At 64.0% G+C, this 16,745-nt stretch carries 18 protein-coding genes; 14 read left to right on the top strand and 4 right to left on the bottom strand.

The window, feature by feature from the left end; genetic code table 11:
• Nucleotides 1-5: 5 nt before the first annotated feature.
• Genes kdpC through P7C00_RS24530 form a run of 4 tightly spaced genes read left to right on the top strand, consistent with a single transcriptional unit; the run spans nt 6 to nt 6,217 of the window.
• Nucleotides 6-689 (top strand): potassium-transporting ATPase subunit KdpC, encoded by a 684-nt coding sequence (gene kdpC, locus P7C00_RS24545; RefSeq protein WP_404937523.1) that lies wholly within the window; start codon nt 6-8, stop codon nt 687-689.
• 12 nt (nt 690-701) lie between these two features.
• Nucleotides 702-2,774 (top strand): potassium-transporting ATPase subunit KdpB, encoded by a 2,073-nt coding sequence (gene kdpB, locus P7C00_RS24540; protein ID WP_346632374.1) that lies wholly within the window; start codon nt 702-704, stop codon nt 2,772-2,774.
• A 60-nt stretch (nt 2,775-2,834) separates the two neighbouring features.
• Complete coding sequence (locus tag P7C00_RS24535; protein WP_404937522.1) at nt 2,835-5,528, top strand: DUF4118 domain-containing protein; 2,694 nt, start codon at nt 2,835-2,837, stop codon at nt 5,526-5,528.
• Nucleotides 5,525-6,217, top strand: a complete 693-nt coding sequence (locus P7C00_RS24530) for a response regulator (RefSeq protein WP_123726209.1) — start codon at nt 5,525-5,527, stop codon at nt 6,215-6,217. The genes P7C00_RS24535 and P7C00_RS24530 overlap by 4 nt, the downstream gene beginning before the upstream one ends.
• Here P7C00_RS24530 and P7C00_RS24525 read toward each other — a convergent pair.
• A complete protein-coding gene (locus P7C00_RS24525; RefSeq protein ID WP_346632372.1) occupies nt 6,196-6,348 on the bottom strand; it encodes a hypothetical protein in 153 nt (50 codons plus the stop codon). The two genes, P7C00_RS24530 and P7C00_RS24525, sit on opposite strands and share 22 nt — an antisense overlap.
• Nucleotides 6,349-6,568: 220 nt before the next feature.
• Here P7C00_RS24525 and P7C00_RS24520 point away from each other — a divergent pair, with 220 nt between their 5' ends.
• Nucleotides 6,569-7,066 carry a GNAT family N-acetyltransferase gene (locus P7C00_RS24520; RefSeq protein ID WP_123726210.1) on the top strand — a complete coding sequence of 166 codons (498 nt, stop codon included), beginning with the start codon at nt 6,569-6,571 and terminating at the stop codon, nt 7,064-7,066.
• A 94-nt stretch (nt 7,067-7,160) separates the two neighbouring features.
• On the opposite strand, the gene P7C00_RS24515 is transcribed toward P7C00_RS24520, so the two are convergent.
• Nucleotides 7,161-7,646, bottom strand: a complete 486-nt coding sequence (locus tag P7C00_RS24515; protein ID WP_404937521.1) for a GNAT family N-acetyltransferase — start codon at nt 7,644-7,646, stop codon at nt 7,161-7,163.
• A gap of 184 nt (nt 7,647-7,830) precedes the next feature.
• On the opposite strand from P7C00_RS24515, the gene P7C00_RS24510 reads away from it, so the two are divergent.
• From P7C00_RS24510 to P7C00_RS24495, 4 genes are all read left to right on the top strand, one after another.
• A complete protein-coding gene (locus P7C00_RS24510) occupies nt 7,831-8,265 on the top strand; it encodes a YybH family protein (RefSeq protein ID WP_404937520.1) in 435 nt (144 codons plus the stop codon).
• A 67-nt stretch (nt 8,266-8,332) separates the two neighbouring features.
• Nucleotides 8,333-8,677 (top strand): YciI family protein, encoded by a 345-nt coding sequence (locus P7C00_RS24505; protein ID WP_346632369.1) that lies wholly within the window; start codon nt 8,333-8,335, stop codon nt 8,675-8,677.
• Nucleotides 8,678-8,703: 26 nt separating this feature from the next.
• On the top strand, nt 8,704-9,195 hold the full coding sequence (locus P7C00_RS24500) for an SRPBCC family protein (protein ID WP_346632368.1): 492 nt from the start codon (nt 8,704-8,706) through the stop codon (nt 9,193-9,195).
• On the top strand, nt 9,195-10,451 hold the full coding sequence (locus P7C00_RS24495) for an RNA polymerase sigma factor (protein ID WP_346632367.1): 1,257 nt from the start codon (nt 9,195-9,197) through the stop codon (nt 10,449-10,451). Before P7C00_RS24500 ends, P7C00_RS24495 begins: the two co-directional genes overlap by 1 nt.
• Before the next feature lie 41 nt (nt 10,452-10,492).
• Here P7C00_RS24495 and P7C00_RS24490 read toward each other — a convergent pair whose 3' ends face one another.
• Nucleotides 10,493-11,347: a LysR family transcriptional regulator gene (locus P7C00_RS24490; RefSeq protein WP_346632366.1), complete on the bottom strand. Its 855-nt coding sequence runs from the start codon at nt 11,345-11,347 to the stop codon at nt 10,493-10,495.
• 89 nt (nt 11,348-11,436) lie between these two features.
• Here P7C00_RS24490 and P7C00_RS24485 point away from each other — a divergent pair, with 89 nt between their 5' ends.
• From P7C00_RS24485 to P7C00_RS24465, 5 genes are all read left to right on the top strand, one after another.
• Nucleotides 11,437-11,871, top strand: a complete 435-nt coding sequence (locus P7C00_RS24485) for a multidrug/biocide efflux PACE transporter (RefSeq protein ID WP_346632365.1) — start codon at nt 11,437-11,439, stop codon at nt 11,869-11,871.
• Nucleotides 11,872-12,060: 189 nt separating this feature from the next.
• Nucleotides 12,061-12,669 (top strand): paraquat-inducible protein A, encoded by a 609-nt coding sequence (locus tag P7C00_RS24480; RefSeq protein WP_207166411.1) that lies wholly within the window; start codon nt 12,061-12,063, stop codon nt 12,667-12,669.
• A complete protein-coding gene (locus P7C00_RS24475; protein ID WP_346632364.1) occupies nt 12,669-13,283 on the top strand; it encodes a paraquat-inducible protein A in 615 nt (204 codons plus the stop codon). The genes P7C00_RS24480 and P7C00_RS24475 overlap by 1 nt, the downstream gene beginning before the upstream one ends.
• Entirely contained in the window at nt 13,276-14,967 is a 1,692-nt protein-coding gene (locus P7C00_RS24470; RefSeq protein WP_404937519.1) for an intermembrane transport protein PqiB, read from the top strand. The genes P7C00_RS24475 and P7C00_RS24470 overlap by 8 nt, the downstream gene beginning before the upstream one ends.
• The gene (locus P7C00_RS24465; protein WP_346632362.1) at nt 14,964-15,548 is read left to right on the top strand and encodes a PqiC family protein; all 585 of its coding nucleotides are present in this window, start codon (nt 14,964-14,966) and stop codon (nt 15,546-15,548) included. The genes P7C00_RS24470 and P7C00_RS24465 overlap by 4 nt, the downstream gene beginning before the upstream one ends.
• 112 nt (nt 15,549-15,660) lie before the next feature.
• On the opposite strand, the gene P7C00_RS24460 is transcribed toward P7C00_RS24465, so the two are convergent.
• Complete coding sequence (locus P7C00_RS24460; protein ID WP_123726221.1) at nt 15,661-16,578, bottom strand: LysR family transcriptional regulator; 918 nt, start codon at nt 16,576-16,578, stop codon at nt 15,661-15,663.
• Nucleotides 16,579-16,745 lie beyond the last annotated feature (167 nt).

The raw sequence follows: 16,745 nt of genomic DNA, 5'->3' as shown, positions 1-16,745 counted from the left end.
TTGTGATGACGACGCAAATGCAAACCCAAGGCGCCACTGCGGTGCTGTTCAAGGGCCTGTTGCGCCCAGTGCTGGTGGCAGCGGTGTTTTTCATGCTGCTGACCGGGCTGGCCTATCCGCTGGCGACCACCGTGCTGGCCAACCTGCTGTTCCCGTTTCAGGCCCAGGGCAGCCTGGTGCAGCGTGACGGCCTGGTGGTGGGCTCAAAACTGATCGGTCAGTCCTTCAGTCGCCCGGAGTATTTCCAGGGCCGGCCGAGCATGACGCTGGGCAGCGATCCGCTGGACCCGAGCAAGAGCGTGCCCCAGCCCTACAACGCCGGGGCCAGTGGTGCCAGCAACCTGGGCCCTACCAGCCAGAAGCTGCTGGACAGCGTGGCCGCACGGGTCAGCGCCTACCGCCAGCTCAACGGCCTGAAAGCGGACATGCCGGTGCCGGTGGACGCGGTGACCGCCTCGGCTTCCGGCCTGGACCCGCACATCTCCCTGGCCAACGCCCAGCTGCAATTGAACCGGGTGGCCCGCCTGCGCAACCTGCCGCTGGCCGATCTGCAGGCGCTACTGCAGGACCACAGCGAAAGCCGCACCTTCGGCCTGCTGGGCGAGCCCCGGGTCAATGTGCTGCAACTCAATCTCGCGCTGGATGCCCTGGCACCCGTGCATGCCTCGCCCCTTGCGGTCAGTGAGTAAGAGATACCGATCATGAGTAAGAACCCTCGTATAGCGTTGTTCGACCGTGGGCTGTTGCTGACGGCGTGCCTGGATGCGGTGAAGAAGCTGCTGCCCCAGGCGCAGTGGAAGAACCCGGTGATGTTCGTGGTTTACCTGGGCAGCATTCTCACCACTCTGCTGTGGTTCCAGTCCCTGGGCGGTGAAGGCGAGGCCTCCAGTGGCTTCATCCTCAGCATCACCCTGTGGCTGTGGTTCACCGTGTTGTTCGCCAACTTTGCCGAAGCCCTGGCCGAGGGCCGCAGCCGGGCCCAGGCCGCAAGCCTCAAGGGCATGAAGCGCCAGACCCTGGCCAAGCTGTTGCAGCAGCCCAAGCATGGTGCTGCCTGGCTGCCCATGGCCGCCAGCGAACTGCGCAAGGACATGGTGGTGCTGATCGAAGCCGGGGATCTGGTGCCGTTGGATGGCGAGGTCATCGAAGGCGTGGCCACGGTGGATGAGAGCGCCATCACCGGCGAATCGGCGCCGGTGATCCGCGAGGCCGGGGGCGACTTCTCCTCGGTCACCGGCGGCACCAAGGTGCTTTCCGACTGGCTGGTGGTGCGCATCAGCGTCAACCCCGGCGAGTCGTTCCTGGACCGCATGATCTCCATGGTGGAATCGGCCAAGCGTCAGAAGACCCCCAACGAAGTGGCCCTGACCATTCTCCTGGTGGGCCTGACCCTGCTGTTCCTGCTGGTGATCGTGACCCTGAGCCCGTACTCGATCTTCGCCGTGGCCATGAGCGGCACCGGCAGCGTGATCAGCGCCACGGTGATGGTGGCGTTGCTGGTGTGCCTGATCCCCACCACCATCGGCGGCCTGTTGTCGGCCATCGGCGTGGCAGGCATGAGCCGGATGATGTCGGCCAATGTCATCGCCACCTCGGGACGCGCCGTGGAAGCCGCCGGGGACGTCGACGTGCTGCTGCTGGACAAGACCGGCACCATCACCCTGGGCAACCGTCAGGCCAGCGCCTTCCTGCCGGCGCCGGGGATCAAGGACAGCGAGCTGGCAGACGCCGCGCAACTGGCCTCCCTGGCGGACGAAACCCCTGAAGGCCGGAGCATCGTGGTGCTGGCCAAGCAGAAGTTCGACATTCGTGGCCGTGACATCAACGCCCTGGGCGCCAGCTTTGTGCAGTTCACTGCCCAGACCCGCATGAGCGGCGTCGACCTGCCGGACGGACGCAGCATCCGCAAGGGCGCCGCCGATGCCATTCGCCGGCATATCGAGGCCTTGGGCGGCAGCTTTCCACCGGCCTTGCAGGCCAAGGTCGATGAAGTCTCCCGGCGCGGCAGCACGCCGCTGGTGGTCAGCGACGGCGCCCAGGCCCTGGGCGTGGTGGAACTCAAGGACGTGGTCAAGGGCGGGATGAAGGAGCGCTTTGCCGAACTGCGGCGCATGGGCATCAAGACCGTGATGATCACCGGTGACAACCGCCTGACCGCGGCGGCGATTGCCGTGGAAGCCGGGGTCGACGACTTTCTCGCCGAGGCCCGTCCCGAGGACAAGCTGCAACTGATCCGCGACTATCAGGCCAAGGGCAAGCTGGTGGCCATGACCGGCGACGGCACCAACGACGCTCCCGCCCTGGCCCAGGCCGACGTGGCGGTGGCGATGAACAGCGGCACCCAGGCGGCGAAAGAGGCGGGCAACATGGTCGACCTCGACAGCAACCCGACCAAGCTGATCGAGGTGGTGGAAGTGGGCAAGCAGATGCTCATGACCCGCGGCGCCTTGACCACCTTCAGCGTGGCCAACGACGTGGCCAAGTATTTTGCTATCGTACCGGCCGCTTTCGTCGCTACTTACCCGCAGTTGGCGGCGTTGAACGTGATGCACCTCAACAGCCCGAACTCGGCGATCCTCAGCGCGGTGATCTTCAACGCACTGATCATCGTGTTCCTCATCCCCCTGGCACTCAAGGGGGTGAAGTATCGGTCCATCGGCGCGGCGGCCTTGCTTAACCGCAACCTGCTGATCTACGGACTGGGCGGGGTGCTGGTACCCTTTGCCGGGATCAAGCTGATCGACATGCTGCTGGCCGGGCTCGGCCTGGTTTGACGCAAGGACTGGCAATGCGGCGCTCCCCCGGGGCGCCGCATTGTTCATTTAAGGAAGCTCATGACTGTGCTTGATGCAAGTCCCCCGCCCCGCGACGGGCGCCCCGATCCCGATGCGCTGCTGGAAAAGCTGCAACAGGACGAACAGGCGGCCCAGCGCGGCAAACTGCGGATCTATTTCGGTTCCAACGCTGGGGTCGGCAAGACCTGCGCCATGCTCACCGCCGCCCGCAGCGAAGTGGCCCTGGGCCGCGACGTGGTGGCCGGGGTGGTGGAAACCCATGGCCGGCGGGAAACCGCCGAACTGCTGCAAGGCCTGGAGGTGCTGGAGCGTCACAGCCTGATGCACCGCGACTATGCCTTGCCCGAATTCGACCTGGACGCGGCCCTGGCGCGGCGTCCCTCGGTGTTGCTGGTGGACGAGCTGGCCCACAGCAACGTCCCCGGTTCCCGGCATCCCAAACGCTGGCAGGATGTGGAAGAACTGCTGCGGGCCGGGATCGATGTCTGGACCACCCTCAACGTCCAGCATCTGGAAAGCCTCAACGACATCGTCAGCGGCATCATCGGCATCCGCGTGCGCGAGACGGTGCCGGATCACCTGTTCGATGAAGCACACGAAGTGCTGGTGATCGACCTGCCGCCGGATGACCTGCTACGCCGGCTCAAGGACGGCAAGGTCTACATGGGGCCCCAGGCCGAACGTGCTTCACGCAATTTCTTTCGCAAGGGCAACCTGTTGGCCCTGCGCGAGCTGACCCTGCGCCGCACCGCCGACCGGGTCGATGCGCAAATGCGCGACTACCGCCGCGAGCGTTCGATCAATGCCCTGTGGCCGGCCCGGGAGCGGCTGCTGGTGGGGATCGCCGGTGATCCGGCGGACGAACGCCTGGTACGCGAAGCGGCGCGCCTGGCGCAGAAGCTCGAGGCCGATTGGATCGTCGTGCATGTGGCTTCGGCGCAACGCCGTGGCCACGGCGCCAGCCGTTATGCGGCGGCGATGAAGACCCTGGCCCTGGCCGCCGAGTTCGGCGCAGAGACCGCGACCCTGCCTGGCATGGACGTGGCCGAGGCCTTGGTGGCCTGTGCCCGGGAGCACAATGCCAACCGCCTGGTGCTGGGCCATTACCCGCGCAAGGTCTGGCAGTTCTGGCATCAGTCGGTGAGCGATCGCATCAGCCGCCAGCACCCGGAAATCGACCAGATCGTGATCGCCAACGGGCCCTTGAGCCGGCGCCCGGTACCTGCCGACAAGCCAGAGGCCGGATTGTCCCCGAGTCGAGCGCCGGCCTATCTGTGGGCCAGCCTCGCGTGTTTCGCCGCCACTGCAGTGGCGGCGCTGCTGCTGAAGGTGTTCGACCCGGCCAACGTGGTGATGCTGTTCCTGCTCACTGTGGTTCTGGTGGCCCTGCGTTTCGGGCGTGGCCCGGGTGTCTGGGCGGCGATGCTGGCGGTGCTGTGTTTCGACTTCTTCTTCGTCCAGCCGGTGTGGTCCTTCACCGTCAACGACACCCAGTATTTCTTCACCTTTGCCCTGATGCTCGGCATCGCCCTGATCACCGGCCAGCTCACCGCACGCTTGCGCCACCAGGCACGCACCGCCGCCGAAGGTGAGCGCCGCGCCACCTCCCTGGCCGGGCTGGCTCGGGAGCTATCGGCGGCACTGACCGAGGAGCAGATCTGCGCCGTGGCCCTGCGCACCTTCAGCGGGGTGTTCGAGGCCCGGGTCGGCTTGGCGCTGCCGGATGCGGACAATCGCGTGCGAGCCTTGAATGCCAATGCCCTGACGATCGATGAAAGCATTGCCCAGTGGGCCTATGACCACGATCAGCCGGCAGGCAGCGGCACCGATACCCTGGCGGCGGCCAAGGGCTGCTACCTGCCGCTCAAGGCGCCGATGCGAGTGCGCGGTGTGCTGGTGCTGGAGCTGGCAGACGCCGAACGCCTCAAGGAACCCGAGGAACAGCGCCTGCTGGAGGCCTGCATGAGCCAGTTGGCAATCGCCCTGGAACGGGTGCATTACGTCGAAGTGGCGCAGAGCACCGTGGTGCAGATGGAAGGCGAACGCATGCGCAACACCTTGCTCGCCGCCATTTCCCATGACTTGCGCACGCCGCTGACCACCATCATCGGGGCCGCCGATGCCGCGTTGCCCCATGCTCCGAATGGTCCGTTGCCCGAGCTGTTGCATGGCATCCATGATCAAGCCACTTCCATGCAGCGCCTGATCGAGAACCTGTTGGACATGGCGCGAATGCAGGAGCGCGGGGTGCGCCTCAAGCGTCAGTGGAACTCTCTGGAGGAGATTGTCGGCAGCGCCCTGCGCCAGTTGCGCGAGCCCCTGGCCGGACATGAACTGCGGGTGACCATGGCGCCGCATCTGCCTCTGGTGGACGTGGACGCATTGTTGCTGGAACGGGTGCTGGTGAACCTGCTGGACAATGCTGCCAAGTACACCCCGGCCGGGACCCTGGTGCAGATCACTGCCCGCCAGGTGGACCAGCAGATCATCCTGCAGGTCAGCGACTCCGGTCCGGGCTGTCCCAAGGGCAGCTCCCCGGACAGCCTGTTCGAGGCCTTCAGCCGTGGCCAGCAAGAGTCCGCGGTGGCCGGGATCGGCCTGGGGCTGGCCCTGGCCAAACGTATTGTCGAAGCCCATGGCGGGCGTATCGAGGCCCAGCCTCACGCCGACGCCGGGCTGAGTTTTGTCATCACCTTGCCGGCGGGACAACCGCCATCGATGGAAGCCCTATGAGCAGCCCACGCATCCTGATTGTCGAGGACGAAGCCAATATTCGCCGTTTTGTCGGCATTGCCCTGGAGGACGAAGGTTTCCAGGTGTTCGAGGCCGACAGCGTCAAGCGCGCCCTGATCCATGCTGCCAGTCGCCAGCCGGACCTGGTGATCGTCGACCTGGGCCTGCCGGACGGCGATGGCAAGCAACTGATCAGTGAACTGCGAGGCTGGCTGGCGGTGCCGATCCTGGTGCTGTCGGCCAGGGACCGCGAAGACGAGAAAGTCGCCGCCCTGGATGCCGGGGCCGACGACTATCTGGTCAAGCCGTTCGGCGTGCCGGAGTTGCTGGCGCGGATTCGTGCGCAACTGCGGCGCCATGGCCAGAGCGGCGCGGCGGCGGCCACCAGCAAGGTGGCCTTTGGCACCATCGAAGTCGATCTGGCCACCCATGAGGTGCGCCGCGAAGGGCAGTTGGTGCACCTGACCCCCATCGAATACCGTCTGCTCTGCGCCCTGATCCGTGGCCAGAGCCGGGTACTGACCCATCGTCAGTTGCTGCTGGAAGTCTGGGGCCTGGACTATGTCGACCGCGCCCATTACCTGCGGGTGCACATGGCGCATCTGCGGCAGAAGCTGGAGGCCGATCCGGCTCAGCCCCAGCATCTGATCACCGAGTTGCAGGTGGGTTATCGCCTGGTCGGGCTGTGATCCTGCCTTGTGGTGCCGCTCAGGGCTTTTTTGCCGCGGCGCCGCTCATGCACAAAATCGATGTACAAGGTAATGCAGCCGAAGGCGGTGATGCTGAACAGCACAAGAAGGCCGATCTGAATGTTGCTCATGGGGAAGGTCCTGTGGGCAAGACGCGGCAGGACCAGCTTGATGGGGCCGGTCGGAGGCGTCGGGGATCAGATAGATAATCCCTGGGCGCCGCCCTTGCCAGGGTTTATATGAAAGCTTTACGGCGGCCCCGACTATCCCTATGCGGGGCATACGCAAGACTCCCCATAACGCCACTCTTGCTAGAATCGGCCATCCTTCACCGTCTTCAGGTTACCGCCCATGACAGCTTCGACCCCACTGATCCGTACCGTCCTGCCCACCGACCTGGATGCTTGCTTCGCCATCGAGACCCTGGCCTATGAAGGCGACGAAGCCGCGACCCGGGAAAAGATCGCTACCCGCATCGCTACCTGGCCCGAGGGTTTTATCGTCGCCGAGGTGGATGGCGCAGTGGCCGGCTTCATCAATTCCGGTGCCACCTTCGAGGTGCAGATGGCCGACGAAGCCTTCAAGGAACTGATCGGCCACGACCCGGCCGGCTCCGAAGTGGTGATCATGTCGGTGGTGGTGCATCCCGATTTCCAGGGCCAGGGCTTGTCCCGGCAACTGTTGCAAGCCTTCATTGCACGCATGACCGAGCAGGGCAAGGCGCGTATCCACCTGATGTGCAAGGAACGCCATGTGCCGCTCTATGAGCGCTTTGGCTTCGTCTACATCAAGGCTTCGGCGTCGGACCACGGCGGCATGGCCTGGCATGAGATGGTGCGGGGGTTGTAAGTCCCAGGCATACCCCTGATGAACAAGGGGCGCCTGCGTAGGGTCTTTTCAGGGGGCTGCCAAGCAGGAGTGCCCTTGAGTTGAAGTGCTGAACTCAAAACGCCAGAACCATCCTGCGCTCATATCCCATCCGGCCTTTGCAGGCCTGGCCATTTTCGACCCAGCCCAGCTTGAGATAGAGCTGGAGTGCGGCCTGGTTGTCGGCATCCACCGCCAGCATCAGGCCCTTGAGCTGCGGCCACTCCTGGAGCGCGGCGCCAGGCAGGGCTTGCAGGCAGGCGGTGCCCAGTCCCTGGCCCTGGAGCGGCAGGTCCACTTGCAGAGCGTGCAGGGTGGCGTGGTCGGCCTCGGCCCAGGCCGGCAGGCAAGGCGCGTGCTTGAGCAGCAGGAAAGCCACCGGCCGTTCGTCGCTGAGCAGGGCGAAGCCTTTGATGGCGCCTGCCGGTGCGTTGCCCAGGGTGTACAGGGCGCCATGGATATCCCCGGAAAACGCCCTCTGTTCAGGCCGTACTTCAAGGCTCAGCAGTTGGGCACGCTGATGGCTGTCGAGCTGTTCATAAGGCACGAGACGAGTGGTCACTGGGGAGACTGTCCAGGGGAGGGAAGGGGGCGGATTCTAGCGATTTTGATTCAGCGGGAAAATTTTTTGTCGAGGTTGTCGATTGTCTGGGTGGCCAGACGACTAAGGGTGAACCGAGCATTCAAGTGCGCTCTTGCAGGGGCTGCCCGGTGCCGGTTGATTCCACCCTTGAGGAGTTTTTGCCATGCACAACCCATCCAGTGAAGCGCAGATCCGCAGCCTGATCGACCATTGGCAGCAGGCGGTGCTCGCCAGGGACATCGAGCGTATCGTCAGTTTTTACGCCGAGGACATTGTCTCTTTCGACGCCGTCGGCGCCCTGCAGTATTCGGGCAAGGCCGCCTACCGTGAACATTGGCAAGCCTGCATGCAGGCCTGCCCGGGCCCGGGCATCTTCGAGTTCCACCAACTGCGGGTGCGGGCCGCCGAGGAGCTGGCGTTCGCCCATTGGCTGGCCCATTGCGGGGGCACCGATGCCCAAGGGCAGACCAAGGCCTGCTGGATGCGGGTGAGCGCCGCCTATGAGCTGCGCGGCGGGCAATGGCAGGTGGTGCATGAACACTGGTCGGCGCCGTTCGACATGCTGACCGGGACCACCCGATTCGATCTGCAACCCTGATGATCGGGCGGTTCGCCAAAGGACAAAACAGCAACCATAGTTGATCAGCCCGAACCCGGAGACACCCATGAAATACCTCTGTCTGGTCTACAGCGATGAACAGTTGTTGCACAGCCTGCCCGAGAGCCCCAAGGACGCCGAGTGCCTGGCCTATGCCGAGTCGGTCCAGGGCAGCGGGCGGATGCTTGCCGCCGAGGCGTTGCAATCGATACAGACCGCCACCACGGTGCGCATGCGTGGCGGCAAGCTCTCCATCACCGATGGTCCGTTCGCCGAAACCAAGGAGCAACTGGCCGGTTTCTACCTGATCGAGGCCAGAGACTTGAATGAAGCGATCCAGGTGGCGGGGAACATTCCGGCGGCCCGGGTCGGCAGTGTCGAAGTGCGTCCGGTGCGTGAACTCAATCCCTGATAACAAGCATAAGCAGGAGTTTGCCAATGACCTTTTCAACAGTGGGCCGCCAGGCCGCCGAGCATGAACTGTCCATCAGCCGCTTGATCGATGCGCCACGGGCCAAGGTGTTTCGCGCCTGGACCGAGCCGGCGTTGCTGGCGCAATGGTGGGGGCCGCACGGCATGACCACCCCGGAGTGTGAAATGGACCTGTGGGTCGGTGGCCAGTTTCGCACTTTGATGCGGGCGCCGGACGGCACCGAATACCCGACCATGGGGGTGTTCCTGGAGATCCAGGCACCGTCGCGCCTGGTGTTCACCGATGCCTATGTGCCTGGCTGGATTCCTTCGGGCAAGCCGTTCATGACCGCTGAAGTGACCTTCGAGGAGCAGGACGGCAAGACGCTCTACACCGCCCGCGCCATGCATTGGAGTGAAGCCGATCGGCAGGCCCACGAAGCCATGGGCTTTCATCAGGGGTGGGGGGAGAGCCTGGAGCGTCTGGTGGCCCTGGTGACCCAAGGCATGCCGGACTGATGCCGGGTCAATCCGGTGAGGCCGTGCAGGTCCTGGTGGCGCGGGTCTACCGCGAGGAATCGCGGCGCATTCTCGCCACCCTGATCCGCCTGCTGGGGGATTTCGACCTGGCTGAAGAGGCCTTGCACGAGGCCTTCTTTGTCGCCGTGGAGCGTTGGCAAGGGGACGGCGTGCCGGACAATCCTCGGGCCTGGCTGGTGTCCGTCGGACGTTTCAAGGCCATCGATGCCTTGCGCCGACGGGCGCGTTTCGCCGCTTCCCAGGCGGCGCTGGTCAACCAGCTGGAGCAACTTGAACAGCACGACTGGAGCGGTGAGGACGTGCAAGACGATCGCCTGCGGTTGATCTTCACCTGTTGCCACCCGGCGCTGGCGGCAGACGCCCAGGTGCCGCTGACCCTGCGGGAAATCTGCGACCTGAGCACGGAGGAAATCGCCCGGGCCTTTCTTGTCACGCCGGCCACCATCGCCCAGCGTATCGTGCGCGCCAAGGCGAAGATCCGCGACGCCGGGATTCCCTATCAGGTACCGGCGCTGGACGAGTTGCCCGAGCGCCTGGACAGTGTCTTGCGAGTGATCTATCTGGTGTTCAACGAAGGCTATTCGGCGTCCATGGGGGCCGAGTTGACCCGTGAGGACCTGACCCGTGAAGCGATACGCCTGGGACGCCTGCTCCTGGAACTGTTACCGGAGGCGGAAGTACTGGGCCTGCTGGCCCTGATGCTGTTGCACGAGTCCCGACGTGGGGCGCGACTCTCCAGCACTGGCGAGTTGATCCTGCTGGATGAGCAGGACCGCTCCCTGTGGCAGCGGGCCTTGATGGACGAAGGCTGTGCCCTGGTGGAGCGCGGGCTGCGCAGCGGACACGGCGGGGCCTATTGCCTGCAGGCGGCGATTGCAGCGGTGCATGCCGAGGCTCCCAGCGCCGAACAGACCGATTGGCCGCAGATCGTCGGTCTGTATGACGTTTTGCTGCGGCTGCAGCCTTCGCCGGTGATCGAACTCAACCGTGCCGTGGCCCTGGCCAAGCGTGATGGCCCCGCGGTCGGCCTGGAGCAGGTGGAGGCCATTGTGCGGCGTGGCGACTTGCAGGATTACCATCTGCTCCACGCCGCCCATGCCGACTTCTGCCGGCAGTTGGGGCAGGTCGAGGCGGCGCGGGAGTCCTACCTAAGAGCCTTGGCCCTGACCCGGCAAGCTCCGGAACGGCGTTTTCTCGAAGCTCGCCTGGCCCAGTTGGCCCCCAGCTCGGTGTAGTTTTGCAGGGGCGCTCTACAGGGGCGCAGACTCGAACTGCCTCACTCCAGCATCCGCCCCAGTAGCCAGCTCCCTGCCGGCCCGGGCGGATGCAGGCGCGACCAGAGGGCATCCACCGCCACCGTGCGCGGCCAACCGCGTACTTTCAGTTCCTGCAATTTACCGGCGCCAAAGCCGTCCACCAGCCAGCTCGGCAACGGCGCCCAGCCAAAACCGCCCTGGGCCATTTCCAGCAGCATCAGGTAGCTGGGCGCTGACCAGACCCGTCCCTGGGTGCGGCTGTCGTAGGGGTTGAGCACTGTTGCCAGGCGCAGTTCTCGGTGCTGGCGCAGGGCTTCCTGATCGACGTGCTCCAGTCGGGCCAGAGGATGCTTGCGGGATACGTACAGGGACATTTCACCCTGTTCATCCAGGGTCTTGTGTTCCAGGTCCGCCGGGTAATCGGCCTGCATCTCGGCAAAGGCGATGTGCGCCCGGCCACTTTGCACCAGAGCGATCAGGTCTTCGCATTCGGCGATCAGGCATTCCAGTTCCAGGTCCGGGTAACGCTGCTCGAAGGCGCTCAGGCAGCTTTCAAAGCGATCCGACTGATAGGTGTCGGACAGGGCCACGGTGAGTTTCGCCTCGACTCCCCGGGACAATTGGCTGGCGGCCATTTCCAGGCGGCTGGTGGCCGCAAGGATCTCCTCCGCGCGCTGCAGCAGCACATGCCCGGCGGGCGTCAGGCCGGGCTTGCGACTGGCCCGATCGAACAACTGCACATTGAGGTCGATTTCCAGGCTGGCCACCGCCGCGCTGATGGTGGACTGGCTCTTGCCCAGCTTGCGGGCGGCGGCGGAAAAGGAACCCTGGGTCGCTGCCTGGACGAACGCCAGCAGCACTTCGTGTGAGGCCATGAACTATCGCCTTGGTCGATGGTTATTGATTATGAAGTATCGGCCTGATCCTGGAAGATCGCCAACACATTCACTCAAGGAGCACGGCAATGAGCCTGCACAAATCCCTTACCGAACGTATTTTCCAGGCTGTAGGTTTTGAACTGCTGGCCGTGCTGATCTGCACGCCGCTGCTGTCCTGGATCATGGACAAACCCATGGCTGACATGGGCCTGGTGACTATCGGCATCGGCCTTTTGGCGCTGATCTGGAACGTGGTGTTCAACGGTCTGTTCGATCGTCTGCTCAAGCGTCTGCAGCTTGCACACAATGGCTGGACCCGGGTCCTGCATGCCCTGCTGTTCGAAGGCGGTCTGGTGGCGGTGGGTGTACCGCTGATTGCCTGGTGGTTGAATATCAGCCTGTTGCAGGCGTTCATCCTCGATATCGGCGTGCTGTTGTTCTTTCTGCCCTACACCTACCTCTACCACTGGACCTACGACGTACTGCGGGACAAGTGGCTGCAACAGCGTCTGGCTCATTGAGCCGAAGGTCTCGGTGATAGTCGCCGGCCCAGGTTGTGGCCGGCGAAAACCCACGGGGGGCCTATTATGGCGTAGAGGTCTGCGACCTGATTTCAGACAGAACTGGACACCGTCCTCGAGTTTTTCTGAAAATGTGCGTCCGCTGGAGGCCGTCACTGAACCTGCAGCCCTCCCGACTATCTGAAGACCATGACTATTTCCCGCAACTGGATCATCTGCGAACACTGCGATTCGCTGTACGAATCCGTGCCGCTCGGCAAAGGCCAGGCCGCTCAGTGCTCGCGCTGTGGCGCGGTGCTGGCCCGTGCCCGCTACATGAACGTGCAGCAGCTGTTCGCCCTGTCGATTACCGCCGGGTTGTTGTTCGTCTTCGCCAATCTGTTTCCGGTGATCAAGATCAGCCTCGAAGGCCTGAGCAACGAAGCGACCCTCTGGCAATCGGTAGAAGCCTTGGCTCAGGGTCGCATCAGCCTGATTGCGGCGATCACTGGCCTGACCATCATCCTGGCGCCGTGCCTGCAGATCATTCTGCTGTGCTGGGTGCTGGGGTTCGCCAATTTCGATCGCGCCGCGCCAGGCTTCAAGGCCTGCATGCGAGCCCTGGAGCACCTGCGGCCGTGGAGCATGCTCGAGGTGTGCCTGCTGGGAATTCTGGTGGCCATCGTCAAGCTGGCAGGCATGCTCGATGTGCACCCTGGCCTCGGGCTCTGGGCCCTGGCCATGCTGACGGTGCTGATCATCCTGATTTCCGGCAAGGACATCCGCTATCTCTGGGATGACCTGGAGGGGCGCTACTGATGAGTCCGCCCCCTTACGCCCGGGACTATCAACTGATGCTCTGCCACACCTGCGGCCAGGTCTGCGAGCAATCCGAGCACCAGTGCCCCCGTTGCGACTCCGTGGTCCATGCGCGCAAGCCCAACAGCCTGGCGCGAACCTGGGCCTTTCTCGTGGCCAGCCTGATCTTCTACATCCCGGCCAACCTATTGCCGGTGATGCACACCAGTATTTTTGGCAGTGCCAGTGAAAACACCATCATGAGCGGCGTGGTGGAGTTCTGGAAGCACGGCTCCTGGGACATTGCCCTGTTGATTTTCATCGCCAGCGTAGTGGTGCCCTGCATTAAATTCTTTGTCCTCGGCACCTTGCTGGTGACCTGCCAGCGCCGCAGCCTCTGGGCCCAGCGCGAGCGTGCCAGGCTGTACCGTTTTATCGAGGTGATCGGCTATTGGTCGATGCTCGATGTTCTGGTGGTGGCCCTGGTGGCGGCCCTGGTGCAGTTTCGGGCCCTGAGTTCCATCGATCCGCGGATGGGCATTCTGTTTTTTGGTTTGGTGGTGGTGCTGACGATGTTGGCGGCCATGAGTTTCGATCCCCGGCTTATCTGGGATGTAGAGGTTGAAGATGTCTGATCATCCAGGTTCCAAGACTGCAGGTTCCCAGCCGGCTCCCGGCGCTCCGGCGCTGCGTACGCGGCGTTTCAATGTCTCGCTGGTGTGGTTGGTGCCCATTGTCGCGGCTTTGGTGGGGCTGTCGATGGTGGTCCACAACTCGCTGTCGGCCGGGCCGGAAATCACCATCAGCTTCCAGACTGCCGAGGGCCTGGAAGCCAACAAGACCCAGGTCAAGTACAAGAACGTGGTGATCGGCAAGGTGACCTCCATCGCCTTGAGCGATGATCGCCGCAAGGTGCTGGCCAAGGTCGAGCTGGACCAGTCCGCCGAACCTTTCACCGCCGACGACTCGATGTTCTGGGTGGTGCGCCCGCGCATTGGCGCCAACGGCGTTTCCGGGGTCGATACCTTGCTCTCCGGGGCCTTTATCGGCGCCGATGCCGGCAGGTCGGAGAAGCGCAAGGACAGCTTCAAGGGCCTGGAAACCCCGCCGCCCATTACCTACGGGCAAAAGGGCAAGCGCTTCACCCTGCACACCGACGACCTCGGCTCCCTGGACATCGGTTCGCCGGTCTACTACCGGCGCATCGAGGTGGGGCAGGTGGTGTCCTACCAGTTGGCCAACAGCGGCAAGGGCGTGGACGTGAAGATCTTCGTCAACTCGCCCAATGATAAGTACGTCACCACCGACAGCCGATTCTGGAACGCCAGCGGGGTGGATGTGACCCTGGGCGCCAACGGCTTGAAGGTCAACACCGAGTCGGTGTCCTCGATCCTTGCCGGCGGCATTGCCTTTGTCGAACCCAAGTACAGCCCCAACGCCAAGCCGGCCGAGGAGAATGCCGAATACACCCTGTTCGGTGACCAGGATACGGCGCTGGCCCCGCCGGACGGTGCGCCCTATTACATCCGCATGCGCTTCGACCAGGCCCTGCGTGGCCTGTCGCTCAATGCCCCGGTGGAATTCCTCGGGGTGAACATCGGCAAGGTGGTGTCCATGGACCTGGACTACGACGAACAGCGCAAGTATTTCCCGACCCTGGTAGGGGCGGTGATCTATCCCGAGCGCCTGGGCAAGGCCCATGAAAAACTGGTGAAGCAGACCGGCGGTGAAGACGACGCCCGCTCCGCGCAACTGATCGGCGCCTTCGTCAAGAACGGCCTGCGGGCCCAGCCCCGCAGCGGCAACCTGCTGACCGGCCAGCTGTACATCTCCCTGGATTTTGTCGCCAACGCCAAGCCGGTGGCCTACAACCCCGCCGCACGGCCGCTGGAGATCCCCACCATCCCGGGCAGCATGGACAAGTTGCAGGAACAACTGCAGGCCGTGGTGGACAAGATCAGCAAGCTGCCGATCGACTCCATCGCCGCCAACCTCGACGGCAGTCTGGCGGAGATGCAGAAGACCCTGAAACAGGTCAACGGCCAAGTGCTGCCGCAGATGCGCGACACCCTGGAGCAATCGAAGAAGACCCTGGCCAGTGCCAACGAGAGCTTCTCCGAGGACTCGCCACAGCGGCAGAAACTCAGCCAGGCCATGGAGGAAGTGCAGCGCACCGCCCGTTCGGTGCGGGTGCTCAGCGACTTCCTCGGCCGTCATCCTGAAGCGTTGATTCGCGGTCGCCTCAAAGACAACCAACCGGATGCCTACCAGTCGCCATCCTCCTCTGTTCGCGAATCCGCACCGGAAGCCCAGCCATGAAAAAACCTGCCTTGTTGTTGAGCCTGACCCTGGGACTTGCCGCTTGCAGCTCTGCGCCTACCCATTACTACACCCTGATGCCGCCGGTGGCTGAAGGCAGCGCTGCGGCACGCAACACAAGCCTGCAGTTCGAGATGTCCACGGTGCGCATTCCGGTCCAGGTGGATCAGCCGCAGTTGGTGGTGCGCCAGGACAGCGGCACCCTGGCGATCCTGGAAACCCAGCGCTGGAGCGCGCCCCTGGTGGATGAGTTCCACGACGCCCTGGCCAGCCAGATGGAGCAGAAGCTCGGCACCCGCAACCTTGAAGGCTTGCCCAAGCAACCCGGGCGCCCGGTGCTGTCGTTGCAGACCGATGTGCGGCGTTTCGAATCCCTGCCCGGGCGTTACGCGCTGATCGATGTGGTCTGGAGCCTGCGCTTGCGGGGCGAGGGCGGTCCGGCACGCAGCCTGACCTGCAGCAGTCAGATCCGCCAGCCGGCGGGTGTCGAACTGGGCAGTCTGGTGCAGGCTCATCAACAGGCCATCGCCCAGTTGGCCGGACAGATCGCCAGCACCGCGCAACGCTGGACCTGCCCTTGAGTAAACGTGTGTAGCCACTGCGGCAGGCGGCGTCGCTCTTGGATCACTACAGGTCCTGTGGCCCTTTTCGCAGTTGCACGGGCTCGGTAGCTGTTACAGACTGGGCAAGACCTCAGCGCCGGGCCGAGAGTTGCTGGGGCGCCAGGAAGGCGTCGTGAAAGTAGTCGCGCAAGGCTTGCATCGCCGGGGTGAAAGTCCGTTCGCGGTGCCAGGCCAGGCCCACGCTCATGGGGGTCACCGCGTCGCTCAGGCTCAGGGTCTCGATGCGCTTGCCCTCCAGGGACCAGGGCCGGTGCACCAGGTCCGAAAGAATCGCCACGCCGCTGCCGTTGGCCACCATGCTGCGCACGGCCTCCACCGAGCTGGTGCGCACCCGCACATTGGGCTGCTGGCCGGCCTGTTCCCAATAGCGCATGGCACTCTGTTCGGCTTCGTCGACGGTGAGCAGGATGAACGGCTCTTCAGCCACGTCCGCCAGGCTGACGCTGGCCCGTTCGCAGAGCCGATGGTGCGCCGGCAGCCACAGCCGGCGCTCGGAGTTGAACAGGGTTTCCGAGACGATGTCCGGGTGGGTCAGGTTGGCGGTGAGCACCACCGCCATGTCGAAACGCCCCTCCAGCAACCCTTGCTCGATAGCCTGGCGCTCCTGCTCGTGGAGTTCGATGGTGACGTCCGGGTGCCAGTGCTCCAGGCGTTGCAGGTGGTGTGGCAGGAAGTAGCCGATCACCGTGTAGCTGGCCGCCAGGTGCAGCACACCGCTGGCCCGGTAGTCCGGCAGCGGGCTGTTCAGCGCATCCTCTACACTGCGCAAGATCACATAGGCACGGTTGAGAAAGTGCCGCCCGGCGTCGGTCAGGTTCATGCCCTGGGCCGAGCGCACGAACAACTGCACCGCGAGCATCGCTTCAAGCTCCTTGATCGCGGTGGTCACCGCCGACTGGGAGATATTCAAGTGGATCGCCGCCTGGGAGATCTGCCCGATCTCCGCAGTGGCCACGAAGTAGCGCACCTGGCGCAAGGTCAACGACATGTTCCATTCCCCATCACCTCTGTAGGAGCCGGCTTGCCGGCGAAAGCGACCTCGCTGCCGGCTGCCCGCTCCTAACAAAGCTTTATCTGTTTTTCAGAAGATGCTCTATCTGATAATAGATCTTCCCAAGGGGTCAAGGCCGCTCTAATTTTCACTGCACGAAGTCA

It is taken from the genome of Pseudomonas sp. JDS08PS003 (assembly GCF_045013505.1).
In the GTDB taxonomy this organism is placed as follows: domain Bacteria; phylum Pseudomonadota; class Gammaproteobacteria; order Pseudomonadales; family Pseudomonadaceae; genus Aquipseudomonas; species Aquipseudomonas protegens_B.
Note: the sequence above shows the minus strand (reverse complement) of the source record. Positions and strands in the feature narration are given on the sequence as shown.